Source organism: Streptomyces sp. NPDC007025 (genome assembly GCF_042869455.1).
Lineage (GTDB): Bacteria > Actinomycetota > Actinomycetes > Streptomycetales > Streptomycetaceae > Streptomyces.
Map to the genome: position 1 here is coordinate 183,692 of NZ_JBIAFT010000008.1, position 26,484 is coordinate 210,175.

Here is a 26,484-nt window from a genome sequence, read left to right on the forward strand (position 1 = left end):
GACCGAACCGGTCACCCCGGCCGGTCACCCACTCCGCATGTCACCGACATACCCCGCCACAGCAGAAGCGGAGAGCACCCGATGCGCACTCACCCGGCCACGCCCGCCGAAGTCGACTCCTGGCTGACCGTCCTGCACCAGCACGGACACCTCCACCGCGCCCAGTCCGGCCCCGACACCACCTGGATCGTGCAACGCGAGCAGCATGACCGGCCCTGGACGCTGCACCACCCGGTCCTCGCCATGGACTGGATCGAGGAACTCGTCCGTGAAATCCAGCAGCAGGACCCGGAGACGAGCCGGTGAACACCAACGACCCGGTGGCCACCTCCGCTGGACAGCAGCGTGACCCCACCACGGCTCCTGGCGGAGCAAGCTATCGCGTACGACGGTCCTACGGCCCGACGTACGCACTTGCCCCCGCCCAGGAGGGCGGGGGAAGCCCGGCTGGTCCCCGAGCGAGGGCGCACGGGGACCAGCCGGGCAACCGGCACCAGGGGGCGCCGGTCACCGGGGGAGAAGCCGATCGCGACGATCACCGCGAGCAGCCGAGCCCGAGCACGCCCGCCTACCCCGACCGCAAACCGCGCCGCCGCACCCGCAACCCCAGCGAGCGCACCCGCAAGACGACCACCCGCCTCTCCGACACCGAGAAGACCGAGATCGCCGAGGCCGCCACCAAGCGCGGCGTCACCGTCGCTCGCTTCCTCGCCGTCTCCGGCCTGAGCGCCGCCCGCGGATGCGCCGCCGTGCACAGCAACGACCAGCTCGACACCGCCATCGACGAACTCGCCGCTCTGCGCACCGCGCTGGCCCGCATCGGCAACAACATCAACCAGATCGCCTTCGTCCTCAACAGTGGTGGCCAGCCGCGCGCCGGTGAACTCGAACACGCGCTGGGCGCGCTGACCGGACTTCTCGCCCGCGTTGATGACGCGGCGAACGACCTGGTGACCCGGCGGCTGTGATGGTTCCCGACATCGGACGCGGCTCCCGGACCCACGGCCTGCTCGTCTACCTGTACGGCCCCGGGCGGCGAGAGGAGCACACCGACGCCCACCTCGTCGGCTCCTGGGACGGCTTTGCCCCCGACCCCGGCCGCGACACCGGCCTCGACCCCGACCCGAAGGCCACCCTCGCCCGGCTCACCGCCGCCCTGGACCTGCGGGTCAAGCAGGCCGGCGACCGTGCGCCCGCCAAGCACGTCTGGCACTGCTCGGTCCGCACCGCCCCCGGGGACCGGCGGCTGGACGACGAGGAGTGGAACGCCGTCGCCCAGCGCATCGTCCACGCCACCGGCATCGCACCGGATGGAGACCCCGACGGCTGCCGGTGGATCGCCGTCCGCCACGCGGAAGACCACATCCACATCGTCGCCACCCTCGTACGCGGCGACCTGTGCAACCCGCGCCTGAACTACGACTTCAACAAGGCCCAGGCCGCATGCCGCCGCATCGAGAAGGAGATGGGCCTGCGGCGCCTGAACGCGGGCGACGGAACCGCAGCGAAGAATCCCAGCAGCGCCGAGAAGTTCAAGGCTGAGCGCACCGGCCGCCCGGAGACCTCGCGCGAGACGCTCCGCGAGGCCGCTCGTCGAGCCGTGGCGGGAGCGGATTCGGAAGAGGAGTTCTTCACGCGGCTCCGCGAAGCGGGGGTTCGGGTGAAGCTGCGGCACGCACCGTCCGGTGACGCGCTCGGCTACAACGTGGCCCTGCCCGGCGACCGCAACCGCGACGGAGACCCGGTCTGGTACCCCGGCTCCAAACTGGCCCCCGACCTCTCCCTTCCGAAGATCCGACTACGCCTCACCGACGGGGCCGCCGAGCCGAGCGCGCCCGCGGTCGGCGCTGACCGGACGAACTGGTCACCGCCCGCCCGTCAACGACGCAACGCCGCCCTCATCGCAGAGCGCTCGGCCACGCTCCTGGAACGCGACGAGGACGGCGAGGCCGCCCCCCAACTCGTCGGCGTTGGAGAACTCCTCGACGCAGTGGCCCAGACCTCACCGGCCACCACCCGCACCGAGCTGGCCGCCGCAGCTCGCGCCTTCGAACGGGCAACCCGCAGTCATGTCCGCGCCGAACGCGCCGACACCCGAGCCCTCCGCTCAGCCGCCCGAGGCATCGTCCAGGCCGGCGGGGCGCTCGGCCGAGGCGAGGACGGCGGAACCACCGCCATGCTCCTCTCCACCCTCGTCCTCGTCACCCTCGCCGCCGCCCGTTGGCACTCCGCCCGCGGACACGCCCAGCAGGCCCACGCCTCCCGACAAGCCGCCGCGCACCTACGCACCGCCTACCGCCAGGCCGCCGCCACCCCGATGCGCATGCTGCACGACCAAGGCCGCGCCCTTCCTGACGCCCAGCGCCTCATGCACGAGGCCACCCTTCGCGCCGTCCTGCCCGAGAAGCTCGTACGGGCAGGAGGCACGCAAGCGAGGACCGACGCTTTGGTCGTCACCCTCGCCCAGGCCGAGCGGGCAGGCCATGACTCCGAAGCCCTCCTGCGCCAGGCCATCGACATGCGCGAACTCGACAGCGCCGACGACGTGAACGACGTCCTGGTCTGGCGTCTGCGGCGCATCGCCCAGCTCCCGGCACACCCGGGTGACAGTGCCCGTCGTCCGCAGGCCGCCACCCGCCAGGCCACTACGCCGAGCAGCCGCACCAGTGAACGAAACGCGACGGCAGCCGTACCGCTCGGAACTGCTCAAGACCCCAACCGCCGCTTGCCACGTCGCTGACCACGTCGAACCGGACGGAGACCACCGGCCGAGCGGACGCCGCGAAATGTATGGACAGCCGGTTCCACCGGCTGTTACGGATGAAGACAGGACCGACAACCGGGAGATGATGTTCGTGCTCAGAACCACCACCCGCACCACGGAGCCGGCACCCGTCCTGCCCGTCGTCCCCACTGGTACCGACCCCCTGCTGCAGCTCCAGGCCGAGACGCGGTCGGCCGACGGCCCCGGGGCAATCCGCTGCGTCGGCCACTCACGCGAACTCGCTCTCGGCGGCATGCCCGTGATGTGCTCCGCCTGCCGTGCCCGACGCGACTGGCTGCTCATCAACCACGGGCGCAACGTCTGGGTCCGCTGCCGGTGCGGCAACCAGTGGCTCGAGCCCGAGATCGGCCGCGCCGACTTCGATGCCCTGGTCGGCGGCCCGCACGGGACGACCTACCCGAGTGTCGAGGCGGGCTTGACCGCGCTCGGGTTCGACGGCGTATTTGCCGGCATCTACCTGGAGTAGGCGAGCACCAGACGGAACGCCGAAGGGCGCCACCGGCATGTCGGTGGCGCCCTTCGGCGTGCAGGTGAGGTTCAGCCGCGTGCGCTGTCCTTCGCCAGCACACCCCGGAAGTCGCACCCCGGGCATTCGTCTTCACCCTGGACGTGTCCCTCGTACCAGCCGTGGACCGCCGCACGCAGGATGGCCTCCTCCACGGTGGCCTCGCCGCTACGGACTGACTCGATGGCTCCGCCGACGATCAACCCGAGTACGGCGTTGTTGGTCGAGGGGAACGGGGGCGAGGGCATCTGCGAGTCGGGCGTCATGCCCGCAGCCTACGGGCGAGCACCCGCTCGGTCAGTCGGTCGACGTGGTCGCCTGTCGGGGGGAGCTGTGCAGGTCGCTGCGAAATCCCCGGCCGACCGGCCTCCAGTTCTGGAACGTGGACGGCTTCCAGCGGGGACGGTCCGGAACGCTGTCGTCGTCGGGCGAGGGCAGGCTGCCCCGGCTCTTGCGGCTGCGGGTCGCGCCGACGCTGATACCCAGGTGGGCGGCGACCTCTGGGTATTCCCAGAGCCTCTGGTCGTCGGCCATGGTGTCCTCCTTCGTCGGGTCGAGCGTACGGAACGAACGGGTGGACGCACGACGAGGCCGCCCCAGCCTGAGCGGCGTGGGGCGGCCTTCGGCGGTCCTCGGTCAGACTCCGGAGAGCCGGTTGGAGAGTTCGAGGGCGTCGGTCGCGCATGAGAGGGCGGCGCACAGGCCGGTCACCTCGTACAGGGTCGGACGGATCAGGCGCGGCCAGTCGTCCGGGGCGGCGGGCCAGGAACCGAGGAGTACCTCGGCCGTGGTCAGCCCCAGGTACGCCGTGACGTCCCAGCCGCTGCGCGAGGCGGGCTCCCAGCGCAGCCGGATGCGCCCGAGGGGAAGTTGGGGGGACTTGGCGGCGAGCCAGGTGACGTCGAGGGGGCCGTCGGGGCGGGTGGAGATGCGCTGGAGAAGCGCGCTGTGCACGCCGAACGGCATGCGGCGCACGGCGACATCGTGCAGCGCGAGACGAGGTGCGGGGCGCGAGAGCGACGAGATGGAAGCCTCCGTGGTGGTAGGGAAGCGATCAAGCCCAGGTGAGGGCGTCGCGCGCCCCTACCGGGAGGTAGTCCTCCTGACCGTCATCGGCGATGTACGCCTTGCCGTCGCGGACGACGACCTCGGCCCCCACGAAGTGGGCGAAGGGGAAGTCCGGGTTGACGGCGAGACGGACAGGCAGGTGGGGGTCGAGTTCCTGGAGCTGACGGACCAAATGGCCGACGGTCAGATACTGAGGCAAGGGAAACTCCGAGAGCAGTGGGGGACGGGGCCGGAACCAGCGCGGTGTACGGGGCGGGCCGTCGTCGGCCCGCCTCGTGGTCCGGCGGTCAGCGCGAGGAGTGGGTGACGAGGGCGGCGAGAAATCCGGCGACAGCCTCGGAAGGGGTGTGGACGCCGAACTCCTGGACCCATACCTCGCCGTCGGCGGGCAACACCTGGACGCGCCAGACGATCTCGCGCGCCCAGGCGGAGGGGTCTTCGGGAAGCCAGCCGACGTAGACGCCGCCTTCCGGGCTGGTCATGTGAATGTTGGCCTCCGGGGTCTCGGCGATCGTCCAGCCGAGACCGTCCAAGAGGTCGAGCACCGGAGCGGCGCAGTGGTCTGAGGAGAGCCATTGGCGGTCTTCCACGGCGGGGCGGACGACGGCGGGCAGGAGGGTGGCAGAGGCGTTCACGGTTGGACGATCCCTTCATTGACCTGCGGGTTTTTCCCAACACCCGTACGTTGGCATGCGGCATGCCGAAGTGCGTAGTCGTTTCCCGGGGATGCCGTCTGCCGTGGGCGAACTGGAGACCACAGCGGAGCGGTCGACTGGCCGGGAATGGATCTGCGACCGCGGTTGTCGTACCTGGGTTGCGGTGAGGGACCGCAGGTCGGTGAAGGGGAGCAGGGGATGGCCGAGGCGAGCAGACACTGGGACGGCGCCGGACTGGAACGCAAGATCCGCGCCGCAGGACGGCCCTGGACCGTGGGCGACATCGCGATGGTCGCCGATGGCCAGTGGGGAGTCGGCGCACAGCCCGACCGGTGGCCGGACGAGGAGACGGTGGAGCACCGGGTCGCCGAAGGCCGGCGCGTGGAGCTGACGGTGGAGGAGCTGGCCCGCGCGGTGGGCCCCCGGGCCGAAGAGGGCCACCGCGACGAGAATCGGAGCTAAGCCTTCAACGTCGGGGCCCCGTTGTGGGCGCTGACGGCCCTACGACCGCCGCCGGAGAGGACGGTTCGGGCGCGGCCCCCGGGGCGTGCCGCGTCTTCCCGGAGCGGGCGACAGTGGCCTGAGCCAGCCGAACCGCCGGTGCCTCAACCTCGGGTGCGGTGGCCCCCCGGGCCTCCACCACGCGCCGGGTCGCCTGGAGATACGCACGGCTCTCCGCGTGGGCGACGCGGAGCTTGACCGCCGTTTCGGTGATCCGGTCGAGTTCGTAGGGGTCAGGCACGTACCCATGCCGGGACAGGGCGTGAAGACGGTCCTGGTGAACGGTAACCGCGCTGTCCGTGATGGCCAGGGCTGCGCGGGTGTGCATGGCGCAGTGCAGGAGCGGGTCCTCGCTGGGGCGGCGGACCCCCAGGACCTCAAGAGCTTCGATGGGCTGGCCCCAGGCGTTCTCGATCATGGCCGTGGCCTGGTCGAGCATGGTGGTGGTGGGCATGGTGGAACTCCTGTTGGGCGGGGACGGTCGCGAGTGGAGTGCGGCCTTGGGTGGGAGTCAGCGTCCGCGCCGGGGCGTCGGCGAGCTGGCCGGCAGCCGGGCAGAGGTCGCGGGCGCGGGGTGTCCCGTCCGTTTCTGCGCCGCCCCGTGGAGCGGCTCTGCGCCGCCATCACCCGGAGGTCGGCTGCTGAGTGGTGCGTGCCGTCGCTCAAGCACGGAGAGCGAAGGCACGGGAGTTGGTCAAGCGGCTCTCGGCCGGAGGGCGAGTTCGGTTCGCGGACTCGAGCGACGACGCGGTCGCGGAGTGGCGGCGCGTCGTCGACTACGCGAAGCAGTACAGCATGCAGCCGAAAAGACGCCGCATCGAGAAGGTTCCGTACGGTGGGCGCGGGCTGGAGTACGTCCTTGCCGAGGGCCCGCATCCCAACGCGCGCAGTCAGCGACCTCGACCGACGACGAGCAGTTCAGTTCCCGTGCCCGTGCGGGTACGAAATGCGCTACGGCCTGACGGTCCAGCATGGCGCCCACGTGGGACGCCGTGCGGCGCGACGGCGACGCCTGGGGCGTGACCGAAGGCGATCCGACCGGCATCCGCCCCGCCGGGGCGGATGCCGGTCACGGACGCGTGTCCGCTCTCCCGTCCGCCTCTCGGGGCACGACTCGTATCCGTGGGACGTGGCGGCTCCAGCCGACCGCGAGCCGATGGCCGCCGGCTCTGACCAGGAGGAGGCCGGTCGCCGTCGCGGTGACAGCCGCCACCGTGCCCGCCGCCGCGAGGCCGGACCGGGCGCCGTATGTGTCGGTGATCAGGCCGACGACCGGAGCGCCGAGAGGCGCGCCGCCGAGGAGGACCATCATGTACAGCGCGGTGACCCGCCCGCGGAAGGTCGGGGCGGTCGAGGTCTGCATGGTGGCGTTGGTGGTGACGTTGACGACCATGGCGAACAGGCCCATGGGGATCATGAGCAGCGCGAAGCTCCACAAGGTCGGTGCCACGGCGGCCACGGTCTGCAGCGCGCCGAAGGCCAGTGCGGCGAGGAAGGGCAGCCGCCGCCGCGCTCTCTCGTGTCGGGCGGCGAGCAGCGCGCCTGCCAGGGAGCCCGCCGCGACCAGGGTGTTGAAGAGGCTGAATGCGCCCGCCCCGGCGTGGAACACGTCGTCGGCGAAGGCGGAGAGGTGGACGGGGAAGTTGAGGGCGAAGGTCCCGAAGAAGCCGACGAGAACGATGGGCCAGACCAGGTCGGGGCGACCGGCGACGTACCGCAGGCCCTCCCGGAGCTGCCCCTTTCCGTGCGGGGCGCGCTCGACCGCGTGCAGTTCGCGGCGCCGCATCAGCGTCATGCAGGCCAGCGGCGCGGCGAAGGAGACGCCGTTGAGGAGGAACGCCCAGCCCGTGCCGATGCCCGTGATCAGCAGGCCTGCGACGGCCGGACCGATCAGTCGGGCGGACTGGAAGTTCGCGGAGTTGAGGCCGACCGCGTTCCGCAGCAGTTCCGGGCCGACCAGCTCGGAGAGGAAGGACTGGCGCGCGGGGTTGTCGAGCACGGTCGCGAGGCCCACGGCGAAGGCGGCGGCGTACACGTGCCAGACGTGGACCCGGTCGGTCAGGGTGAGGACGGCGAGCGCGAGCGCGGTGAGGGCCATGGCCACCTGGGTGGCGACGAGTATGGGGCGTTTGGGCAGGCGGTCGACGAGAACGCCGCCGTACAGGCCGCAGAGCAGCAGGGGCAGGAACTGCAGGGCGGTGGTGATGCCGACGGCGGTCGATGAGCCGGTGAGACTGAGGACTAGCCAGTCCTGGGCGATGCGCTGCATCCAGGTGCCGTTGTTGGAGACGACCTGGCCGAGGAAGAACAGCCGGTAGTTCCTCACCTTCAGTGAGGACAGCATAGGGGCCTTGGCGGAGAGGGGGCGGGACGGAGGACGTGGGTCGGGTGTGGGGGCGGAACCGGTTCCGGGTTCCGTAGTCAATCGGGTTCGCCTCCTGGTCGTCGTCCGATGGGCGCCGGGCGGGGCTTCAGGGCACGGCTCCCGGCGCCACCGGGGGCGCCGGCGGTTTGCCCTCGACAAGCGCCGGGGCGGCCGTGACCGCCCGTCGACCGTCAGCGCGTCAGTCTGTCGGCACCTCGACGCGAGGGGCGGGCCTGTTGCTTGAGCGGGTGCGGTGATGAAGAGCCCAGGTCCGGGTCGTGGCGAGAAGAAGCGGTACGGCTACGCGACCGGGAACATCGCGGGCGCCGAGGTCGAGTCGCGGACCACCAGGGTCGGCCGGTGCAGGATCGACTGACCGGTCTCCCCGTCACCATCCATGACCTGGCGCAACCTGGCGAACGCGGTGGCCGCCATCTCCTCCACCGGCTGCCGCACCGTCGTGAGCGCGGGCATGGCCATGCCCGCGAGCATGATGTCGTCGTAACCGGTCACGGAGACGTCGCGGCCGACCGCCAGGCCCGCCTCCCTGGCGCCCGCGATGACGCCGAGCGCGCACATGTCGTTGATGGCGACGATCGCGGTCGGCGGCCGGGGCACAGAGAGGATCTCAAGCGCGGCGACACGTCCGAGTTCGGCGGCGTCCCGGTCGTCGAAGTCGACCGTGTCGGCTCCCGACCACACGAGGCCGGCCGACCGGGGGAGACCGGCGGCGTCGAGGGCCTGCCGGAAACCGTTGTAGCGCTCGGCCCGGTTGACGCTTCCGATCGAACCCGACACGAAGGCCAGGCGCGTGTGGCCCAGGGCCAGCAGGTGCTCCGTCGCCAGGCGCATGCCGAGAACGTTGTCGGTCCCGATGTTCACCGTGCGGTGCGGATCACCGGGCTGCGCGGTGCGGTCGAAGGCCACGAGTCCCAGTCCGGCCTCCACGGTGGGCTTCACGTGGTCGAGCGAGGGCAGGGACGAGCACAGGACGACCCCGCCGATGCCGTCGCCCCAGAGCTCCTCCACGTAGCGACGCTCCCGGTCCGGGTCTCGCTCGCTGTTGCACAGGAGCATGTAGAAGCCCTCCGCCAGCGCCGCCGCTTCGAGATGCCGGGCGAACGTGCCCCAGAACGGATTGGCCACGGACGGCACGATGAGGCCGAGCATCTGGATCCGTCCGGTGCGCAGCTGCTGGGCGGCGCGGTTGGGGCGGTAGCCGAGGCGGCGGATCGCCGACTCCACCCGGGACCGTGTCTCGGGCAGCATCTTGCCCTTCCGGCCGTTGAGCAGGTTGGAGACCGTGCTCGGGGAGACCCCCGCTTCCTGTGCCACCTGGTAGATCGTTACCCCGGCCACTGACCCCACTCCCTATGAATCGGAAACCAAATGTTTCCGCTGTGTTGACAGCCCGTACTGCCGTTCCTAGTCTCGTGCATCGAAACACCAGTAAATCGATGCACTACTCAAAACGCAAGTTCGTCACCCGCTCAGTACGTACCTTTCAGCCGGGAGTCTCCTATGCGCCCACGTACGTCGCCCCTCTCCAGAAGAAGACTCCTCGGACTGGGTGCCGCGGCCGCGGCAGGCGCCGCGCTGTCCGCGTGCGGCGGTCCCGCACCTCAGGAGAAGGGAGGCGGTGACGCCTCTCTGCGGCTGCTCACCCCGATCTTCGACCGGGCGGACGGGCAGAAGTTGCTCACCTCGCTGCTCGCGGACTTCAAGAAGGACCACCCGGGTGTCAGGGTCCAGGTGGACTACACGGAGTACGGAAAGCTCAACGAGAAGCTCGCCACGTCGATCGTGGGGGGACAGCCCTACGACGTCATGCTGATGGGTGTCGGCTGGATCCCGCCCTTCGTCGAGAAGGGTGTGCTCGCCGATCTCGGGGCGCGTCAGTCCGAGCTGGACCGCCTGTACAACCCGCGTGTGGTGCAGCCCGGGATCTACGAGGGCAAGACGTACGCCCGCCCCATCCTGCTCGACACCCGGATGGGCATCTACCGCAAGGACATCCTGGCCGAGGCGGGGATCGACGCGCCGCCGAAAGATCTGACCGAGCTGAAGGAGATGGGCAAGGAGCTGACCGTCCGTAAGGGCGGCAAGCTGACACGGGCCGGCGTGGACATCCTCAGCAACGACCTGCGCCAGACCTACCTTCCCGTCATGTGGGCGCACGGCGCCGACCTGTTCGCCGATGGCAAGCCCGTCTTCGACTCGGACGAGGCCGTGGACGCCCTCCAGTGGATGGTCGACATCATCCGCACGGAGAAGATCGAGGACTACGGCTTCACCCAGAAGGGAGCGGTCGTCGCGCCCCTCGTCCAGGGCCGGGCGGCCATGATGGTCGGCCACAACGACATGTGGCGGCAGGTCTCCGAGAGTGCGCCGGAGCTGATCGCCGAGGACAAGATCGCCGGGTTCATGCTGAAGCAGCAGCGTCCGGCGCTGTTCCAGGGTGGCACGCTGGCCACTCTGTCGGCGAAGACGCGGTATCCCGAGCAGGCCAAGGCCCTGGTGGAGTTCCTGTCGGGGGAGAAGGTGTCGCCGCAGGCGGCCGAGCAGCGCGGCAACATCCCCGCGGTCCTCAGTGCGGCGGACTCCGACTACGTGCGGAGCAACAAGCTCGTCTCGTTCGCGGTGGACAACCTGGACCACGCCTTCTCCGAGGGCGGGGTGCCGACCTGGCTGGAGATCCGTGAGGAGTTCAAGCCGGCTCTGGAGAGCGCCCTGCTCGGCAAGTCCAGCCCGGCCGACGCCCTGCGGGGACTGGCCGAGAAGGCCGAGGCCATCATCGCCAAGGGGGCGTGACCCTGGTGCCCAGCCATCCGGTCGTAGAGACGGCAAGTCGACGCCCGGCCCCGGTGCATCGATCCACCAGAGTGCCGGGGGCGACGCAGCGCGGTGAAAGGCCCCGGCGCGAGGGGAAGTTCGGGCGTGAACGACGCCGGGTAGCCCTCCTTCTGCTGGCGCCCTCGGCCATCCATCTCGTGTGGTGGATCGGCATCCCGGTAGTAGCGACCTTCGCCCTGGCGTTCACCGACTACGACATCCTCGCGGGCACAGTCACCTTCAACGGTCTGGACAACTTCCAGGAGATCTTCAGCGACCCGACCTGGAACGCGTCCATCTGGCACACGGTCGTCTTCACCTTCTTCACCGTGCCGGTGGCCATGGCGATCGCGGTCGTCCTGGCACTCCTGCTCAACGTGAAGATGCGGGGGGCGGCCTGGTACCGGACGGCGGTCTTCATGCCGCACGTCACCGCGACCGTGGCGATCGCCCTGGTGTGGATGTGGATGTTCGAACCCCGGCTCGGTGTCGTGAACACGATGCTCGGCTGGGTCGGCATCGACGGGCCGGTGTGGCTGGCCGACCCGGACTGGGCGCTGACCGCCGTGATCGTGGTGAGCATCTGGAAGGGCATCGGCATCAAGATGCTCATCTACCTGGCCGCCCTGCAGGCCATGCCGGACGACGTGTACGAGGCGGCGAGGATCGACGGCGCCTCACAGGTGCGGCAGTTCTTCTCCATCACCCTGCCGCTGCTGAAACCGGCGACGTTCTTCGTCCTGGTGGTGTCGATCATCGACTCCTTCCAGGCGTTCGACCAGCTGTACGTGCTGACGCCCGACGGAGGGCCCGGCAACTCGACCACGGTCATGACGTACGAGATCTACCGCACGGCGTTCAAGGAGTTCAACATGGGTGCGGCCTGCGCTCAGAGCGTGGTGCTGTTCGCCTTCCTGCTGGTGCTCATGCTGATCAGCCGACGTCTCACCGGGAAGGAAGACGATGTCCGCTGAGAAGCTCTCCGCCGGCGCCGCAACCGCGGTGCCGCCGCGTACGAGCAGACCCCTGCTCGCCCGGCGACTGCGACGCGTGGCGCTGCACCTGGTGCTCGGCACGGTGTCGTTGGCGATGGCCATCCCCTTTCTGTGGATGATCATCACATCGCTCAAGACCGATCCCGACCTGGCCTCCTACCCCCCTGGGCTGCTGCCCCGGATCTGGGACTGGGACAACTACCCGGAGGCCCTGGAGTACGCCCCCTTCGGTACCTACTTCCGCAACAGCCTGTTCATCTCGCTCGGGCACACCGCGCTCAATCTGGCTCTGGCGTCCATGGCCGGATACGCCCTGGCCCGCATCCCGTTCCGGGGCAGCACCGTGGTCTTCATGGGCGTCCTGGCCACCATGATGATTCCGACCTACACCAAGATCGTGCCCCAGTACCTGATCGCCAAGGGCATCCCGTTCTTCGGCGGCAACGACTATCTGGGCCGAGGCGGCCACGGTTGGCTCGACTCTTGGTGGGGTCTCATCATTCCCGGCGCGCTCACGCCTTTCGCCATCTTCCTCTTCCGGCAGTTCTACCTCTCCTTGCCACGCGAGCTGGAGGAGGCCGCCCGCATCGACGGCATGGGGGAGTTCGGCATCTACGCGCGAGTGATGACACCCCTGGTCAAGCCAGCCATCGCCACCGTCGGCCTGCTCACCTTCGAGAGCAGCTGGAACAACTTCCTGTGGCCCCTGATCATCACGACCGACACCGACCTGCGCGTCATCCAGGTGGGACTCTCCGCCTTCCAGCAGGCCGACCAGAACGCCTGGGCCTACATGATGGCCGGCACGACGCTCGCCACGGTCCCGATGGTGGCGCTGTTCCTGCTCGCCCAGCGGTACTTCGTACAGGGCTTCGCCAACTCCGGCATCAAATAGGCCCCTTGCTCAACGCGACACATCAGATCCGACAGACCAACCGGAGAACTCCTCATGCCTTTTGACCTCACGGGGCGCCGTGCGCTCGTCACCGGCGCCGGGCACGGCATCGGCGCGGCCGTCGCGCTCGGCCTGGCCCGGGCGGGCGCCGACGTGATCGTTCACCACGGTCACTCAGCCGATGCCGCCCAGCGCGTCGTGGCCGACATCAGCGCGCTCGGACGGAAGTCCACCGCCGTCGCCGCGGACGTCACGGACGCGACGGCTGTCGAACGCCTGGTCGACGAGAGCGTCGCCTTCCTCGGCGGCCTCGACATCGTCGTCGCCAACGCCGGGCATCTCGTCGGACGGGTCCCCGTCTCCGACATGACCGAGGAACACTTCCGCAGCGTGATCGACGTCAATCTCGTCTCCGCGTTCCGTACCTGCCGGGCCGCGCTGCCGCACGTGCGGGATGCCGGGCGCGCGGGACGGATCATCCTGATGGCCTCGCAGGCGGCCCACGACGGCGGCGGTCCCGGCGCGACCGCCTACGCGGCGGCCAAGGCCGGAGTGGTCGGCTTCGCCAAGGGGCTGGCCAAGGAGGTAGGCGGCTCCGGGGTGACGGTCAACTGCCTAGCTCCCGGCTACATCGGCGACACCGCCTTCCACGGCACGTTCACCGCACCCGAGGCCCGCCGCGGCATTGTGGAGAAGCTGCCCATCGGCCGCGCGGGCGCCGTGGAGGACGTCGCGGGCACGGCCGTCTACCTGGCCTCGGACGAGGCCGGATATGTGACCGGCGCCACCTTCGACATCGGCGGCGGCGCATGGCCGCGCTGACTGTCCCGTCGGAGCCCGGTGGGTGGTGGCACGCCTACGTCTGCCCGGCCCACGGCGTGGAGCTCGACCACGGCGACCTGCTCGGTGGTGCCTTCCCCGGCGGCGGGGCCGCCTGCCGGTACGGCTGCCGTCTGGGTACGGACGCCATACGGGGTGCGTGGACCGTACTGGCGCATCAGGAGGCCGCCCGGTGCCTGCGGCACTTGGCATCCGGCCCGCCCGACGAACGTCGAGAGGCCGTGGCGGTGCTGTGCGAGTACGCGGAGCTCTACGCCGGTCTGCCCGGCACGCACACGGGCGGCGACGACTGGATGCTGCGCGGACGCCTCTTCCACCAGGCGCTGACCGAGGCCATCTGGGCCGTCAACATCGCCCACGCGGTACGCACGCTGGCGGAGGACCCCGACGGCCCCGGACTGGACGAATTCGTCCCCTTCCTCGAATCGCTCCGGGAAGCGGCGGGAGCAGCGCGGGCCGAGCTCCTGCGGAAGGGAGAGGCCCGTTCGAACTACACCGCCTGGCTGGCAGCCGCGGAGATCACCTGCCGCTGCGCGGCCGATCTGATCACCGGGGCGGAGCCCGACGCGATCGGTCTCGCCCAGGAGTACGGTCTCGCCGCCCACATGCGGACAGCGGTCCACCGGGACGGCTGGGAGTGGGAGGCAAGCACCTACTACCACCTGTTCGTCCTGCACGCCTATCTGCTCGCGCTGCGTGGCGCCCGCCCGGAGCAGCTGCCCGCCGACATCGCGAACGTACTGGGCGCGATGGTCTCGGCGCTCGGCGGCATCGCCGCTCCGGACGGCACCCTGCCGGCCCTGCACGACGGCCCCTACCGGCGCGAGGCACAGGCGGCCGAGATCAGGGAGGTGGCGGCGCTCGCCGCCCAACTGTTCGCGGACGCCCCGCTGAAAGCCGTCGACCGGGCAGCTGAACGCGACTCGACCGCTGCACTCCCCGCGGACCTCGACGGGTGGTTCACCGGCGTCCCGCTCCCCGCGCCGCCGCCGCGGCACACCTTCCCCGACGCCGGGTTCGCGGTCTTCCGCTCCGCGGGCGTCCACGCCCTGCTGGACGCCGGACCGCACGGCGGCGGACACGGGCACCAGGACAAGCTGGCGCTCTATCTGTACGGGGACGACGGCACCGCCTGGCAACCGGACCCCGGACAGGTCCCGTACGCCCACCGGAACCTGCGCGCGTACTACGCGAGTACGGCGGCCCACCCCGCCTTCCGGGTCGACGAGACGGAACAGCGCCCCTGCGAAGCCGTCCTCGACGGCGACACCGGACGGTGCGAGCAGGCGTACGACGGCGTCACGGCGACACGGCGCGTCGTCACCGACCGGCGCTACCTGCTCGACATCCTCGTCCTCGAGGCCGCCACCGAGCGCCGGCTCACCGCCCAGCTGCGTCCGGGCACCGATCTCGACGTCGTGGCCCAGGGCCCCGACCGGGCACGCACGGTCTGGGGCGACGGCGAGTCCGCCGTCCTGACGGGCTGCCACGCCTCGCGTCCGCACGCGGAGTTCACCGTCGTCGCCCACCCCGGGCCCGCCGACGATCCGGCGCTGACCCGGCAGGGCGTCGACTGGTCCCTCACCGGCCGACGCGCCGTCTTCGTGTCCGTCTACCAGCGCGCCGAGACGGCGCCACCCGTCCGCCGGGTGAGCCTGTCCGAACGGACCGTCCACATCGATCTGGCCGACGGAACCGTCGCCACCCATCCCATCGGAGCGTGAGAACGCATGCTGCTTCTCGAGGGACGACTCGACTCACTGCGCGGCGAGCTGAACGGCACGCACGCCGCGCAGTGGCGAAGGCTGCACGAGCAGTGCGACTGGTACCGCCGCCAGAACCCGCCCACGGAGCACCCCGAGGCGAGCATCACCTACTTCGGCCCCGCCGCCGCGAACCTGGCGCTCGCCTACCGGCTCACGGGCCAGCGCGGGTACCTGGAAGAGGCGTGGCGCTGGATCTCCACCTGCGTGGCCTTCCCCCACTGGGGGCGCGCCCACATGCCCGACCACGACCTGGACGCGGGCTGGCTGCTGCACGGCCTCTCCCTCGCGTACTCCTGGCTGGGAGAGGACCTGGAGCCGGAGCGGCGTGAGATCCTGCGCGCCAAGCTGGAACTTCAGGGCGAGCGGCTGCACTCCTTCGCGGAGGAGACCTCCGGCCGCTGGTGGTCGAGCGCGTACTGGCAGAACCACAACTGGATCTGCTGGACCGGCATCGCCACCGCGGGCTACGCCCTGGGCCGCTCCGAGTGGAGCAAGGCCGCCCGGGCCAACCTGGAGACCGTCCTCAGGATGCTTCCCGAGGACGGTTCGGACGCGGAGGGCGTTGTCTACTGGCGGTACGGAGTGCCGTGGCTCGCCATCCACACCGACCTCATCCAGCGCCAGGAGCGGGCCGATCTGTGGTCGATCGGCGGGTTCCTGCGCAACACCACGCGCTGGCGCCTGCACCAGAGCGCGCCGGGTTTCGAGGAGAACATCGACCACGGCGACTGCCACGACCGGCGCAGCGGCCACAGCGTCGCCCTCTACTACCGTCTGGCCTCCGCCTACCAGGACGGCACGGCGCAGTGGCTGGGGAACCTCGTCGCGGAGCGCCACTTCTGGCGCGAGGCGTACGAGTCGGGTGTACGTCCCGGTGTCATGCCCGAAGCCTTCCTCGAACTGCTCTGGTACGACCCGCGGGTGACACCCGTGGCACCGGACCATGAGCCAGGCACGGCGTACTTCCCGGACCTGGGGCAGATCACCGCACGCACCGGCTGGGACAGCGCCGCCACCTGCGTCAGCTTCAAAGCCGCGCCCGGCGGCGGCCACCGTGCCTGGGACGAGGGGCACCGGCTGAAGGCCGTCGGCGACTGGGACGCCATGAGCGCGGGCCACCACCACCCCGACGCCGGCGCCTTCGTCCTCCACTCACACGGAGCCTTCCTCGCCGTGGACGAGGGCTACAGCAACCACAAGCGCGCCGCCCACCACAACCTGGTCCTGGTCGACGGACAGGGCTGGGCGGACGAGGGCCGCTACCACGTGTACGAGGGGATACCCGAGGAGCGCCGGGCGCGGGTACGCGACGTGCTCGCCCAGGACGGATTCGCCCACGCCACGGCGGAGTCCGCGGCGATGTTCCCCGAAGGGCTCGGCGTACGGCGCGTCGACCGCACGCTGGTGGTGACGCCTCTGGGGCGCGTGGTCGTCCTCGACGAGCTCGAGGCCGAGGGGCCGCGCGAGTGGACGTATCTGCTGCACTCCGACTGGCCCACGACACAACTGGACCCCGACGGCTGGCGACTGGAGTCCGGGCCGGCGAGCGCACGGCTCACCCGGCTGCTGCCCACGGACGCGACGGCCATGCGTGACCGCACCGAGGTGGAGGCGAACCCGACCTCCAGCACCCCCAGCCTCAAGGTCAGCAAGACCATGCACACCCTGCGCCTCACCACACCCAGGACCCGCACGGCCACCTTCCTGACCGTCCTCGACAGCACGGGTTCGCTGGGCCCGCGGCCGGACCCGGCCGTGCTCCTGGCCTCGGACCAGGGGCACGCGGTGTCCGTCGGCCAGGGGGGCGAGACGGAACTGGTCCTCCTCGCTCCCCGGGCGGGGGTCATTGAGACGGAACGCGTCAGCGCCGACGCTGCCGCGGTCATCCTCTCCGGCACGCGGGTCGCCGCCGTACGGGCGAGCCGCGTCGACATCGACGGCGCCGTGGGGCTCCGGTCCGACGAGCCGTTCACCGGCGTACTGCCCACCGAGACCACCGGCGCGTAGGGAGCAGACCATGAAGGGCTGGGAGCGAGGTGCACTGCGCGCCATGGAGTTCGTCGCACAGCCGGCACTCGCGGGAGCGGCGTTCTGCCTGCTGGCACTCGGCGTCGTCACCTGGCTTCCGGCCCTGGCCGCCGCGGCCGTCGCGTTGCAGGACTGGCGCAAGGACGGCGGTGGCAGGCCGTTCACCGGGACCCTGCGTGCCTTCCCGCGCTGCTGGCGCGCCCTGTGGAAGGACGCCCTCGCAGCCAGCGCCCTGATCGCCGTCCTCGCGATGAACTGCCTCTTCCTGCTGGGCCGCGCAAGTGCGACGGCATGGGTCCTGCTTCCCGTCCAGTTCGCCCTGATGGCCGCCCTGGCGGTCTACACGCTCTCACTCGCCGCTTCGCTCGCGGTCGGTACTGAGGACGGGCTCCACCGCCGCGCGGCCGTCCTCGCCTTCGCCTCGCCGCGACGCGGCCTGGTTCTGCTGCTCGCCCTGCTGCTTGTGCCGCCGGCGATGCTGCCCGTTCCTCTCGGCCCCCTGCTGCTCGGGCCCACCGTTCCCCTTCTTCTGGCTCTGTCCCTGTACGCACCTCTGAACCCGAGGAAACCAGCATGAGACTCATCCGGTACTTCGCTTCTGCGGCCGCCCTGTTAGCGGTGACCGGAACTTCCGTGCCCGCGGCGTCCGCCGCCGCACCCCGGGGCGGACACGACATCTACGTGTCACCGGGCGGCAGCGACACCAACCTCGGCACCCGCCGGGCTCCCTTCGCCGGCATCCAGCGGGCCCTGGACGTGGCCGGACCCGGATCGACCGTGCACCTGGCACCGGGACGCTACCTGCAGAACTTCGTCAGCCGGAGCCCCGGGGTCACCCTCACCGGGCCCCCGTCCGCCGTGGTCCAGGGATCCGGTCAGGGCCGTGCCATCGGGGAGATCCAGCACGACCGCGTCCGGCTGACGGGGTTCACCATCGACGGCCTGGTCGGTGACGCCGACGAGAAGTCCGGCTACCGCAAGAAGCTCCTGTATGTCATGAGCCTGACACCGGGAGACGGTGTCGACGGGCTGCGTATCTCCCGGATGACCTTCCGCAACGCCGGTGAGGAGTGCGTACGGCTGCGCTACCTCATCACCGGCGCCGAGGTCGCCCACAACCGGATCACCGGATGCGGGGTGTGGGACTTCCGATTCGCCGACGGCGGCAAGGTCGGTGAGGGCGTCTACCTGGGCACGGCCCCCGAGCAGCAGGGGCTCAACGGCGCCCCGGACGACCGGCCTGACGTCAGCCGGGACAACTGGATCCACCACAACAGGATCGACACCCAGGGCAACGAGTGCGTGGACATCAAGGAGAACTCCACCGCGAACCTCGTCGAGCACAACGACTGTACGGGCCAGCTCGACCCCAACTCCGCAGGCCTGGACGCGCGCGGCAGCGGCAACACATTCCGGGCCAACCGCTCGTACGGCAACGTCGGTGCCGGGGTCCGGGTCGGCGGCGACACCCCCAGCGACGGCACCGGCAACACCATCGAGGGCAACGTCCTCCTCTCCAACGCTGCGGGGGGCATCAAGTTCGAGGCCACCCCGCAGGGCCGGGTGTGCGGTAACACCCTGGCCGGCAACACCGGCGGCGACGCGACGGGCACGTACGGGAACGAGTACGAGCCGTCGCGTCCCTGCTGACCGCAGAAGAAGGCACCGATACAACCGAGAGTCACAACGACAGTGAGGAAGCAACAGACATGAGCCGCACCCGCAAGCGCACTCTCGCCACCACCGGAGTGGCCGCACTCTCCGCCCTGGCCGCCCTGACCCTCCCGCTCGTCACGGGGGGCACCGCCACCGCGGCCGCCCCGTGCGACTACCCCGCCCAGCAGCTCAACCTGACCAACTGGAAGGTCACCCTGCCGACCGGCTCCAGCGGCTCGCCCACCGAGGTCAAGCAGCCCGCTCTCGCGACCTTCTCGTCCAGCCCCTGGTTCACGGTGAACTCCAAGTGCACCGGCGTCCAGTTTCGGTCGGCGGTCAACGCCGTCACGACACCCAACTCCAGCTACGGACGCGCCGAGCTGCGCGAGATGACCGACAACGGAACCAAGAACGCCTCGTGGTCGGCGACGTCCGGCACCCACACCATGACCTTCCGGGAGGCGTTCAACAAGCTGCCCAACGACAAGCCGCACGTCGTCGGCGCGCAGATCCACGACGGCGACGACGACGTCACCGTCTTCCGTCTGGAAGGCACCAGCCTCTACATCACCAAGGGCGACAACACCCACCACAAGCTGGTGACCAGCAACTACCAGCTGAACACGGTCTTCGAGGGCAAGTTCGTCGTCAGCGGTGGCCAGATCAAGGTGTACTACAACGGCGTCCTCCAGACGACCATCGCGCACACCGCGTCCGGGAACTACTTCAAGGCCGGCGGCTACACCCAGGCCAACTGCGGCAACTCCTCCCCGTGCAGCAGCTCCAACTACGGTCAGGTGACCATCTACAAGCTCCAGGTCACCCACGCCTGAGCGGCGAGACGGTGCCGGGCCTCGGACTAGGAGGCCCGGCACCTCCCGGCACAGTACAACGAGCGGAACCCGCATCCTGCTCCGCCCGTCGGCCGCCGACCGCCCTCCGAGGAGCAGGTGCTTCCGGGCGCGCGCTCCCGTCGCCGGCGGAGCGCGGCCCCCTGCCGATTCGCACCTCTCCCGGTGCACACAGCCCGCGATCGCCCGCACACGGGCCGGTCCCGGAAACCAGGCATCCACCCCAGAACAGGACATCAAGCGGAATGACCAGTGCCGACGCCCCGGCGCCCGCGCAGCCGGAATGCCCGATCACCACGGAGATCACCTCCCGAGGTCTGATCGCGATTCTGCGCGCCCCCACCGCCGAGCACTTCCCCGCGATCGCCGACACGCTGTTCAACGCAGGGGTCCACGCGATCGAGATCACCCTCACCACTCACGGAGCCCTGCGGTGCATCCGTCAACTCACGGCCGCCTACGGCCGGGAGGCGGTCATCGGAGCGGGCACGGTCCTGACCGCCGGCCAGGCGCAGACCTGCGTCGATGCCGGTGCCCGCTTCCTCGTCTCGCCCGTCGCGGCGCCCGACGTCGTCCGAACGGCCCGCGCCGCAGGCGTGGCCGCCTACCCCGGCGCGCTCACCCCCACCGAGATCCATGCCGCCGCTCGTACCGGCGCACCCGCCGTGAAACTCTTTCCCGCCTCGGCGGTCTCGCCCCGGTACGTCTCGGACCTGCTCGGCCCGCTTCCCGGCATCCCCCTCATCCCCACCGGGGGTATCTCCCTGGCCGACATCCCGGCATGGATCGCGGCCGGGGTCGCCGCCGTGGGCCTGGGCACGCCGCTGATCGGGACGGCGGCGACGGAGGGCGTCGACGACCGCCTCGCTGGCCGCTGCCGTCAGGCCCTCGCGGCCGTCCGGGAAGGCAGGGCCGCCCGGTGACAGGCTCCCCAGCCACGCCCGCACCGCGAACCGACGGCGGTCTGCTCACCTTCGGCGAGACGATGGGCCTGATCACCGCGACCACGATCGGCACCCTGGAATACGCACGCGATGTCACCTTCGGTATCGGCGGTGCCGAGAGCAACGTGGCCATCGGCGCCGCGCGCCTCGGGGCCCCGGTCACCTGGATCGGCCGGGTGGGGCGCGACGCGGCCGGAGATCTCGTCGGACGCCGCCTGAGGGCGGAAGGCATTCACACCATGGCGCTCCGGGACGACTCCTTCACGGGCCTCATGGTCCGCCACCACCGTGCCGCCACCGTTGTCCATGTCGACTACCACCGGGCCGGATCGGCCGGCTCCCGCCTCACCTCCCGCGACATCCCCGTCGACGCGGTCCGGCGGGCCGCGATCCTGCATCTCACCGGCATCACCCCCGCCCTCAGCGCCTCCGCCCGCCAGGCCGCCCGGGACGCGGTCGCCGTGGCGAAAGCGAACGGCGTACTCGTCAGCATCGACGTGAACCACCGCAGCAAGCTCTGGGACCCGGACACCGCCGGACGCGAGCTGCGACGGCTCGTCGCGCAGGCGGACATCGTCTTCGCCGGGCTCGAGGAAGCCCAACTCGTGCTCGATTCCAAGACGGAGGTTCCGGAGCGTCTGGCCGTGGACCTGGCGGCGTCCGGGCCGCGGGAGGTGGTCGTGAAGACCGGCGCCAGGGGCTGCACGGCCCACATCGACGGCGCGATCCACGAGGAACCGGCGCTGTCCGTTCCCGTCGTCGACACCGTCGGGGCCGGCGACGCCTTCGTCGCCGGATACCTGGCAGAACGCCTGAGCGGAGCCGGCCCAGTCCAACGGCTCCGGACAGCCTGCGCCGTGGGCGCCTACGCCGTGTCCGTCCCCGGTGACTGCGAACTGCTCCCGACACGCGGTGAACTGGCGAGCTTCCTGACCACCGGGGACGTCCTGCGATGAGCGGATGCCCGTGAAACCGACCACCAGCGCGGCTCCCGCTGAGACGATCAGCCCATGAGCCGAGTACCGGTGACTCTGCACAGGATCGTGTTCACCGACTGGCAGGCGGTCCACTCGTGGGCCGGCCGGCCCGACGCCTGCCGGTTCCAGCCCTGGGGGCCGAACACCGAGGAGCAGACCCGCGATTTCGTGAGGGCGGCGGCCGAAGCCTGGACACACGAACCGCTGCGGAGACTGGCCCACGTGGCGCGCCTCGGGAACGCCGTTGTCGGTATGGGCGTGCTGCACGTCCGCAGTCACACGCAGCGCCAGGGTGAGGTCTCCTACGTCGTGCATCCGAGGGTGTGGGGGCAGGGCATCGGCACAGAGATCGGGCGCTCGCTGATCTCGCTGGGCTTCGACCGGTGGGGACTCCACCGGATCCACGCCACGTGCGACCCCCGCAATCGGGGATCTTCCCGCGTTCTGGAGAAGCTCGGCATGACGTACGAGGGGCACCATCGGCACACGGCGTGGATCCGGGACGGCTGGCGGGACAGCCTGGTGTTCAGCATCCTCGAAGAGGAATGGCGTGCCGGAGCCGGGAGCTGTGTTGACGCAAGTGTGGAGGGACCGCCGGCTCCTCGGCCCGGTGCCGGACGAGGCGCACGCCGCGCCGCGGACCTCGACGACAAGTAGCAGGCCTGCGGTACGGCGGGCTCGGCCATGTGCGGCGGCAGATCCACCGCGCCGGTTACAAAACCAGGCGGCGGAAGAAGCGGTGAGGGTCATGAGGGCCCGCAGCGTGCGGACCCAGCGGGAGCGGGCTCGTACGCGCGCGCTGGGCAGGCCAGCTCTCCACCTGAAGAGGACGGACGGATTGGTTGCCGTGACGCTCTGGGCGTCCGCACGTCGCACAGCGACCGAAGCAGGGGTATCTGACCTGGCAATTTTCGAGATGCGCTCAGGTCAACACTTTCCGATGACGAACCGCATCTGGCCGTCAGCCGAATCGAGGGCCTGAATAACGGCAGTTGAGTGCCGAAGATGCAGGCGGCGCAGCGCGTCTTCGACACGCTCGGCTTCGGCTATCGGTTCTTGTGTCAGGTGGGTGCGGGACCAGTCCGAGACCGTGCGGAGGACGGGGGCCAGAGACGTGCCGAGCGCGCTGAGCCGGTACGGCGCACCCCGCCGGTCATCATCGCGGATCACCAGTCCGTCAGCGTGCATCGTGGCCAGCCGTTTGCCGACGAACTGCTCACTGACGAAGGGGAGCTGCGCAGCAACGTCGCGAACGCGCACGGGGCCCTTCACCTGGGCCAGGGTCATCGCGGTCCAGGTGGTCCATTTGGGCCCGATCCGGGCGAGAGCCTCCTCGACGCGCTGGGCGTCGATGGAAGCGATGGAGAAGGTGGGAGGCAGGCCGGGGGTAGCCATGGTGGGGTCCTTATCGGGATGAGGTCAGCGTGAGCGGGGGGTCGCGAGGGAGGTCCTTGCGACGGGCACGGCGGCCGGGGCGGAGAGCGCGCCTGACGTGGTCCGCGTGGTGGTGCGGCCGAGGGCGGCGGACACACGGGAGGTCGTCGCGCGACCATCACGCAGGGCGGCTTCCCCCTGCGCAGTGAGCGAGAGGAGCTGGCCGGGCCGGTACACGTTCTCGGTGATGTCCTGATGCAGTAGCCCGTCGGCGACCAGCCGCTGCACGGTCTGCGGGAAGACCGCCGGGTCCTGCCACTGGGCCTTCTCCCGCGAGATGTACGGGTCCTCGCCCATCGCGTTGTGGCGAAAGCGAACACCTCCGGCCGCAACCGCTTCGAGGGCGACCAGCCCGCGCTCCCCGGCGACGGCCCAGTCGTCGTCCCGGTGAGGCCTCGTCTTCTGGCCCTGCCCGTGGCTCTTGTTGCTCGCGTGTTGAGCAGGCTCGGGCGAGGAAAGAAGCCGGCGGTAGGCGGACAGGGACTCGACGAGCTGGCTGTATGCCCGGTCCTGCTGGGCCAGGCCGTCTCCGAGGTCCGGGAGAGCTGTGTGCAGCAGCGCGTACGAGACCTGGGCTCGGCCGACTTCACCCCGACCAGTGCCTTCGAGCAGCCGCTGAGCGCGCTGGACCGCGTTGAGTACGCTCTCGTGTCGCTCGTCCAGCGCCGCTGCGGCTTCGATGACGCGTGTAGCGGCCTGGTGCAGCGGCTCCTCCGGACCATGTGCGAGGGCGGGCACGCTGACGTCCCCGACACCGAGCACTTCGACGACGAGATAGGGGCCAGGGTGTGTGTCTGCGTCGTACGGGTTCACACCGTCGCCTCCATCCGGGCGAGCAGGGAGCGGACCAGAGCGGGCAGGCTCCCGGGATCGTCACCGAGCCGGGGGCGGTCGCTCGCTTCGCGGAGCAGATCGGCGTCATCGAGCAGGCCGCTGGAGATCTCCATGCAGGCGTCGGTGATCCGGGCGGCGGCGAGCAGCGACTGGGAGAGAACCTCGACGTAGTCATCCGGCGCGAGACCGGCGGCCTCGGCTGCGTTGCGAACCGCCTCCAACTCAACTGCGCTGAAGGCGAAGTCGAACTCGTCGTCCTGATCGGTTCGGCCGGTCGGGGCGCCGATCGTTGCGCAGGGCTCCGCGGGGATGCCCACGCGGGTGCAGATCTCGTCGACCGAGGAGGTCAGCTCGGCGAACGACTCGGTGAGCCACCCCAGCGCGGAGGCGTAGGAGGCCAGGGCGAACAGGCCCGCCGAACCAGCAGGGAGTGGCTCGGTGGCCACGAAGCCCTCGAACCGGTCGTTCAGCTCGGTGATCACGCGGGGCCCAGCGGCCAGCGGACCCAAGACGGGATGCAGGTAGGAGCGGGCGGCGGCCGTCGGGTACTCGGCGGCAGGGATGCCGCCGACGTTCTGAGCGGCCTCGGTGAGGAGATCCGCCAGCTCTGAACGGGTCAGCGCAGTACGGTCGTTGGTCATCGCTGGGCGACCTTTCGAGAAGCAGTGGCCGAGGGTGGCGCTGGTGACGGGGCAGCCGCGCGGCCCGTTGCCGGCCGTTCGGTGGTGAGCGTCGAGCGAGACCGGGCGGCCTGCACGCGGGCCTCCGTGGCGGAGTCCGGGCCGAGCCCTTGCTGAGGCTCGGTCCGCAGGTGGGCCGCGCGGTAGACCGCGTAGTCCTTCCGGCTGCCAGCCGCCACGAGGTAGATCTCGCGCTTGTGGGTCGAGGTCGGTGGCGCTTGGCGGAACTGGATGACCAGCCGGTAAGAGACCGCCGGGTCGACGTACACCTTGTGGAAGCCGGCGAGACGGCCCTTCAACGGCAAGCAGTCGTCGCTTCCGTGGACCAGGTTCTGCAGCTCCAGCAAGGCCAAATCGCGCATCTCAGAGGGGAGTTCCCGCAGGTCGGCGATGGCGTCAGGGTGCGCGGCGAAGGCGAAGCGGGCGCGGCTCACAGCGGCCTCCCCTGGACCGCGCGCTGGACCGGTACCGCCGCTGACGCGCGGGGCGCGTCGAGCCCGGTCTGCGGCGTCGGAGAGGTTCCGGCGGACCGGGAAAGGGCGATGCGAGCGATGCGAGCCCGGACGACAGCACCGTTGTGGTCGCTGTACTCCGGAGGCTCGGGCAGCGGTTCACTGCGCTCGTCCAGCCAGGTCTGGGCGACGCCGACGTCGGGGAAGGCCCCTTCGCGCATCGTGTACGTGCCGGCACCGTGGTTCCACTCCTCGTAGAAGAGGCGAACCGGTGCCTGGGTGGCCTGGGAGTCGTTGACGAGTGTCCACGCCTCGCTGGGGTTGTCGTCAGAGGTGTAGGTGTCGAGGACCTCGTAGCGGCTGCCCGACTTCTGGATCTGCTGCTCCACCTGGAGGGTGAGGTCGTCGGCGGGCTCGATGTAGTCGCCACCGTGCAGTGCGATCCGTTCGAGCGGGCAGCCACGTTCTGCCAGCCAGTTCTGCGCGAAGGACGCCGTGGCGTGGTGACTCGTCTCGAACGTGAACGTGGACTGCCGCAGATCCCGAGCGACCGCGATCGCAACGAGCTGTGGCTCGCCGGGTATCCCCCAGGTGACCGATCGGTCGTGGGCGAGGACGAAGCTGTGCGAACCGTTGGGCGTGGTGTGGTGCTGGGACAGCACCGTCAGGTCGCCAGCCCAGAGAGCCTCCATCGCTTCCTCGGAGTCGTCGTTGACCGGCGAGAGATCGTCGAGGCCGAAGTCGAGAAGGTCGTTCACGCCGCCACCCCCGCCTGCTCGGGCGCCGGGGTGGCCAGCACCCGGTGATTGGGGCGAGTTGCGCTGGTCGTGCAGGCCGCGAACGGACCGTCGGGCGCACGCAGGTGCGCCAGGGTCTGGTCCAGGTGGTCGCGGTGCCAGGTCGAGGGGCCGGACAGGCCGGCCTCCGTGTCGGTGAACTGCTGCCAGGCGAGCCAGAGTGCGTGGAGCCGGGCGACGGCCTCGGGGTGTTCGTGCCAGTGCGCGCACCAGGGACGGCTCGTGCTGATCTCCCGGCCGTACACCGGCAGGAAGAGGTAGTTCACCCAGTCGCTGAGAGCAGCGAGTTCGACGGCATACTCCTTGCCGCCCAGGGCGAGGATGAACACCGAGGCGGGGCCGTCGGGCTTCTTCCCGTCAGCCGCCTCGGCTTCCGGAGCGCCGTCCGGCGGCTGGATGGCGCCGGGGTCGGGCTCGGAGCCGAGGCGGTCGAGGATGATGCCGTGCTGCCTGACCTCGGCCATGGTCTTGGCGAGGGTGCTGGCGAGGTCGTCGAGGTCTGCGTCGGGGACGCGGTACGGCTCGGGGCCGGGGGAGGTCGGGCTGGTGTCGGCCATGAGGGTGTGCTCCATCTGTGAGACGGCGACATGCCCGAGAGGATCCGGAGAATCAGCGTTTTGGTG

The 26,484-nt window shown here is 70.4% G+C and carries 31 protein-coding genes; 17 read left to right on the forward strand and 14 right to left on the reverse strand.

Translation table 11 applies throughout. The annotated features are described in order from the left end of the window. Positions 1–81: 81 nt before the first annotated feature. The 4 genes from ACFYMO_RS17525 to ACFYMO_RS17540 all read left to right on the forward strand — a co-directional run bounded on the left by ACFYMO_RS17525 (position 82) and on the right by ACFYMO_RS17540 (position 3,251). Entirely contained in the window at positions 82–306 is a 225-nt protein-coding gene (locus ACFYMO_RS17525) for a hypothetical protein (RefSeq protein ID WP_003972986.1), read from the forward strand. Beyond that, a complete protein-coding gene (locus tag ACFYMO_RS17530; protein ID WP_164181793.1) occupies positions 303–968 on the forward strand; it encodes a MobC family plasmid mobilization relaxosome protein in 666 nt (221 codons plus the stop codon). Before ACFYMO_RS17525 ends, ACFYMO_RS17530 begins: the two co-directional genes overlap by 4 nt. Continuing rightward, entirely contained in the window at positions 968–2,740 is a 1,773-nt protein-coding gene (locus ACFYMO_RS17535) for a relaxase/mobilization nuclease domain-containing protein (protein WP_164181795.1), read from the forward strand. Before ACFYMO_RS17530 ends, ACFYMO_RS17535 begins: the two co-directional genes overlap by 1 nt. Before the next feature lie 109 nt (positions 2,741–2,849). After that, complete coding sequence (locus tag ACFYMO_RS17540; protein WP_388547412.1) at positions 2,850–3,251, forward strand: hypothetical protein; 402 nt, start codon at positions 2,850–2,852, stop codon at positions 3,249–3,251. A gap of 71 nt (positions 3,252–3,322) precedes the next feature. Here ACFYMO_RS17540 and ACFYMO_RS17545 read toward each other — a convergent pair whose 3' ends face one another. The 5 genes from ACFYMO_RS17545 to ACFYMO_RS17565 all read right to left on the reverse strand — a co-directional run bounded on the left by ACFYMO_RS17545 (position 3,323) and on the right by ACFYMO_RS17565 (position 4,993). Further along, positions 3,323–3,556, reverse strand: coding sequence for a hypothetical protein (locus ACFYMO_RS17545; RefSeq protein ID WP_164181798.1), 234 nt, complete (start codon positions 3,554–3,556; stop codon positions 3,323–3,325). Between the two features lie 31 nt (positions 3,557–3,587). Further along, on the reverse strand, positions 3,588–3,824 hold the full coding sequence (locus tag ACFYMO_RS17550) for a MarR family transcriptional regulator (RefSeq protein ID WP_164181800.1): 237 nt from the start codon (positions 3,822–3,824) through the stop codon (positions 3,588–3,590). A gap of 102 nt (positions 3,825–3,926) precedes the next feature. After that, the gene (locus ACFYMO_RS17555; protein WP_358721316.1) at positions 3,927–4,256 is read right to left on the reverse strand and encodes an esterase; all 330 of its coding nucleotides are present in this window, start codon (positions 4,254–4,256) and stop codon (positions 3,927–3,929) included. 88 nt (positions 4,257–4,344) lie between these two features. Beyond that, positions 4,345–4,557: a hypothetical protein gene (locus ACFYMO_RS17560; protein ID WP_164181802.1), complete on the reverse strand. Its 213-nt coding sequence runs from the start codon at positions 4,555–4,557 to the stop codon at positions 4,345–4,347. A gap of 88 nt (positions 4,558–4,645) precedes the next feature. Continuing rightward, on the reverse strand, positions 4,646–4,993 hold the full coding sequence (locus ACFYMO_RS17565) for a DUF317 domain-containing protein (RefSeq protein ID WP_164181804.1): 348 nt from the start codon (positions 4,991–4,993) through the stop codon (positions 4,646–4,648). A gap of 147 nt (positions 4,994–5,140) precedes the next feature. Here ACFYMO_RS17565 and ACFYMO_RS17570 point away from each other — a divergent pair, with 147 nt between their 5' ends. Next, positions 5,141–5,476, forward strand: a complete 336-nt coding sequence (locus tag ACFYMO_RS17570; RefSeq protein WP_388547238.1) for a hypothetical protein — start codon at positions 5,141–5,143, stop codon at positions 5,474–5,476. Between the two features lie 4 nt (positions 5,477–5,480). Here ACFYMO_RS17570 and ACFYMO_RS17575 read toward each other — a convergent pair whose 3' ends face one another. The 3 genes from ACFYMO_RS17575 to ACFYMO_RS17585 form a co-directional block, all read right to left on the reverse strand. Beyond that, positions 5,481–5,969 carry a hypothetical protein gene (locus ACFYMO_RS17575; protein ID WP_164181808.1) on the reverse strand — a complete coding sequence of 163 codons (489 nt, stop codon included), beginning with the start codon at positions 5,967–5,969 and terminating at the stop codon, positions 5,481–5,483. 615 nt (positions 5,970–6,584) lie between these two features. After that, positions 6,585–7,940, reverse strand: a complete 1,356-nt coding sequence (locus ACFYMO_RS17580; protein WP_164181810.1) for an MFS transporter — start codon at positions 7,938–7,940, stop codon at positions 6,585–6,587. A 240-nt stretch (positions 7,941–8,180) separates the two neighbouring features. Beyond that, positions 8,181–9,239: a LacI family DNA-binding transcriptional regulator gene (locus ACFYMO_RS17585; RefSeq protein ID WP_164181811.1), complete on the reverse strand. Its 1,059-nt coding sequence runs from the start codon at positions 9,237–9,239 to the stop codon at positions 8,181–8,183. A 162-nt stretch (positions 9,240–9,401) separates the two neighbouring features. Here ACFYMO_RS17585 and ACFYMO_RS17590 point away from each other — a divergent pair, with 162 nt between their 5' ends. From ACFYMO_RS17590 to ACFYMO_RS17645, 12 genes are all read left to right on the forward strand, one after another. Then, positions 9,402–10,691: an ABC transporter substrate-binding protein gene (locus tag ACFYMO_RS17590; RefSeq protein WP_164181813.1), complete on the forward strand. Its 1,290-nt coding sequence runs from the start codon at positions 9,402–9,404 to the stop codon at positions 10,689–10,691. Between the two features lie 179 nt (positions 10,692–10,870). Next, a complete protein-coding gene (locus ACFYMO_RS17595) occupies positions 10,871–11,686 on the forward strand; it encodes a carbohydrate ABC transporter permease (protein ID WP_239105449.1) in 816 nt (271 codons plus the stop codon). Further along, on the forward strand, positions 11,676–12,602 hold the full coding sequence (locus ACFYMO_RS17600) for a carbohydrate ABC transporter permease (RefSeq protein WP_239105450.1): 927 nt from the start codon (positions 11,676–11,678) through the stop codon (positions 12,600–12,602). The genes ACFYMO_RS17595 and ACFYMO_RS17600 overlap by 11 nt, the downstream gene beginning before the upstream one ends. Before the next feature lie 54 nt (positions 12,603–12,656). After that, positions 12,657–13,424 carry an SDR family NAD(P)-dependent oxidoreductase gene (locus ACFYMO_RS17605; RefSeq protein ID WP_164181816.1) on the forward strand — a complete coding sequence of 256 codons (768 nt, stop codon included), beginning with the start codon at positions 12,657–12,659 and terminating at the stop codon, positions 13,422–13,424. Beyond that, entirely contained in the window at positions 13,412–15,166 is a 1,755-nt protein-coding gene (locus ACFYMO_RS17610) for a heparinase II/III family protein (RefSeq protein WP_388547245.1), read from the forward strand. Before ACFYMO_RS17605 ends, ACFYMO_RS17610 begins: the two co-directional genes overlap by 13 nt. Before the next feature lie 6 nt (positions 15,167–15,172). Then, a complete protein-coding gene (locus ACFYMO_RS17615) occupies positions 15,173–17,215 on the forward strand; it encodes a heparinase II/III family protein (RefSeq protein ID WP_164181820.1) in 2,043 nt (680 codons plus the stop codon). Between the two features lie 10 nt (positions 17,216–17,225). Further along, positions 17,226–17,813 carry a hypothetical protein gene (locus ACFYMO_RS17620; RefSeq protein ID WP_164181822.1) on the forward strand — a complete coding sequence of 196 codons (588 nt, stop codon included), beginning with the start codon at positions 17,226–17,228 and terminating at the stop codon, positions 17,811–17,813. Then, a complete protein-coding gene (locus ACFYMO_RS17625) occupies positions 17,810–18,886 on the forward strand; it encodes a nitrous oxide reductase family maturation protein NosD (protein WP_164181824.1) in 1,077 nt (358 codons plus the stop codon). The genes ACFYMO_RS17620 and ACFYMO_RS17625 overlap by 4 nt, the downstream gene beginning before the upstream one ends. A gap of 59 nt (positions 18,887–18,945) precedes the next feature. After that, a complete protein-coding gene (locus tag ACFYMO_RS17630; protein WP_164181826.1) occupies positions 18,946–19,725 on the forward strand; it encodes a polysaccharide lyase family 7 protein in 780 nt (259 codons plus the stop codon). Between the two features lie 263 nt (positions 19,726–19,988). Then, entirely contained in the window at positions 19,989–20,666 is a 678-nt protein-coding gene (locus ACFYMO_RS17635) for a bifunctional 4-hydroxy-2-oxoglutarate aldolase/2-dehydro-3-deoxy-phosphogluconate aldolase (protein ID WP_164181827.1), read from the forward strand. Beyond that, a complete protein-coding gene (locus ACFYMO_RS17640) occupies positions 20,663–21,643 on the forward strand; it encodes a sugar kinase (RefSeq protein ID WP_164181829.1) in 981 nt (326 codons plus the stop codon). Before ACFYMO_RS17635 ends, ACFYMO_RS17640 begins: the two co-directional genes overlap by 4 nt. Before the next feature lie 54 nt (positions 21,644–21,697). After that, complete coding sequence (locus ACFYMO_RS17645) at positions 21,698–22,321, forward strand: GNAT family N-acetyltransferase (RefSeq protein ID WP_164181831.1); 624 nt, start codon at positions 21,698–21,700, stop codon at positions 22,319–22,321. A gap of 270 nt (positions 22,322–22,591) precedes the next feature. Here the strand turns inward: ACFYMO_RS17645 and ACFYMO_RS17650 are convergent, their stop codons facing one another. The 6 genes from ACFYMO_RS17650 to ACFYMO_RS17675 are packed head-to-tail and all read right to left on the reverse strand — an operon-like array spanning position 22,592 to position 26,418. Further along, positions 22,592–23,059 (reverse strand): helix-turn-helix domain-containing protein, encoded by a 468-nt coding sequence (locus tag ACFYMO_RS17650; protein ID WP_239105452.1) that lies wholly within the window; start codon positions 23,057–23,059, stop codon positions 22,592–22,594. A 24-nt stretch (positions 23,060–23,083) separates the two neighbouring features. Then, on the reverse strand, positions 23,084–23,911 hold the full coding sequence (locus tag ACFYMO_RS17655; RefSeq protein ID WP_358721296.1) for a large ATP-binding protein: 828 nt from the start codon (positions 23,909–23,911) through the stop codon (positions 23,084–23,086). After that, the gene (locus tag ACFYMO_RS17660) at positions 23,908–24,573 is read right to left on the reverse strand and encodes a hypothetical protein (RefSeq protein ID WP_164181835.1); all 666 of its coding nucleotides are present in this window, start codon (positions 24,571–24,573) and stop codon (positions 23,908–23,910) included. Before ACFYMO_RS17660 ends, ACFYMO_RS17655 begins: the two co-directional genes overlap by 4 nt. Beyond that, positions 24,570–25,046, reverse strand: a complete 477-nt coding sequence (locus ACFYMO_RS17665; protein WP_164181837.1) for a hypothetical protein — start codon at positions 25,044–25,046, stop codon at positions 24,570–24,572. The genes ACFYMO_RS17660 and ACFYMO_RS17665 overlap by 4 nt, the downstream gene beginning before the upstream one ends. Continuing rightward, on the reverse strand, positions 25,043–25,822 hold the full coding sequence (locus tag ACFYMO_RS17670) for a glycosyl hydrolase (protein WP_164181840.1): 780 nt from the start codon (positions 25,820–25,822) through the stop codon (positions 25,043–25,045). Before ACFYMO_RS17670 ends, ACFYMO_RS17665 begins: the two co-directional genes overlap by 4 nt. After that, the gene (locus ACFYMO_RS17675; protein ID WP_164181842.1) at positions 25,819–26,418 is read right to left on the reverse strand and encodes a DUF4913 domain-containing protein; all 600 of its coding nucleotides are present in this window, start codon (positions 26,416–26,418) and stop codon (positions 25,819–25,821) included. The genes ACFYMO_RS17670 and ACFYMO_RS17675 overlap by 4 nt, the downstream gene beginning before the upstream one ends. Positions 26,419–26,484: the final 66 nt, after the last annotated feature.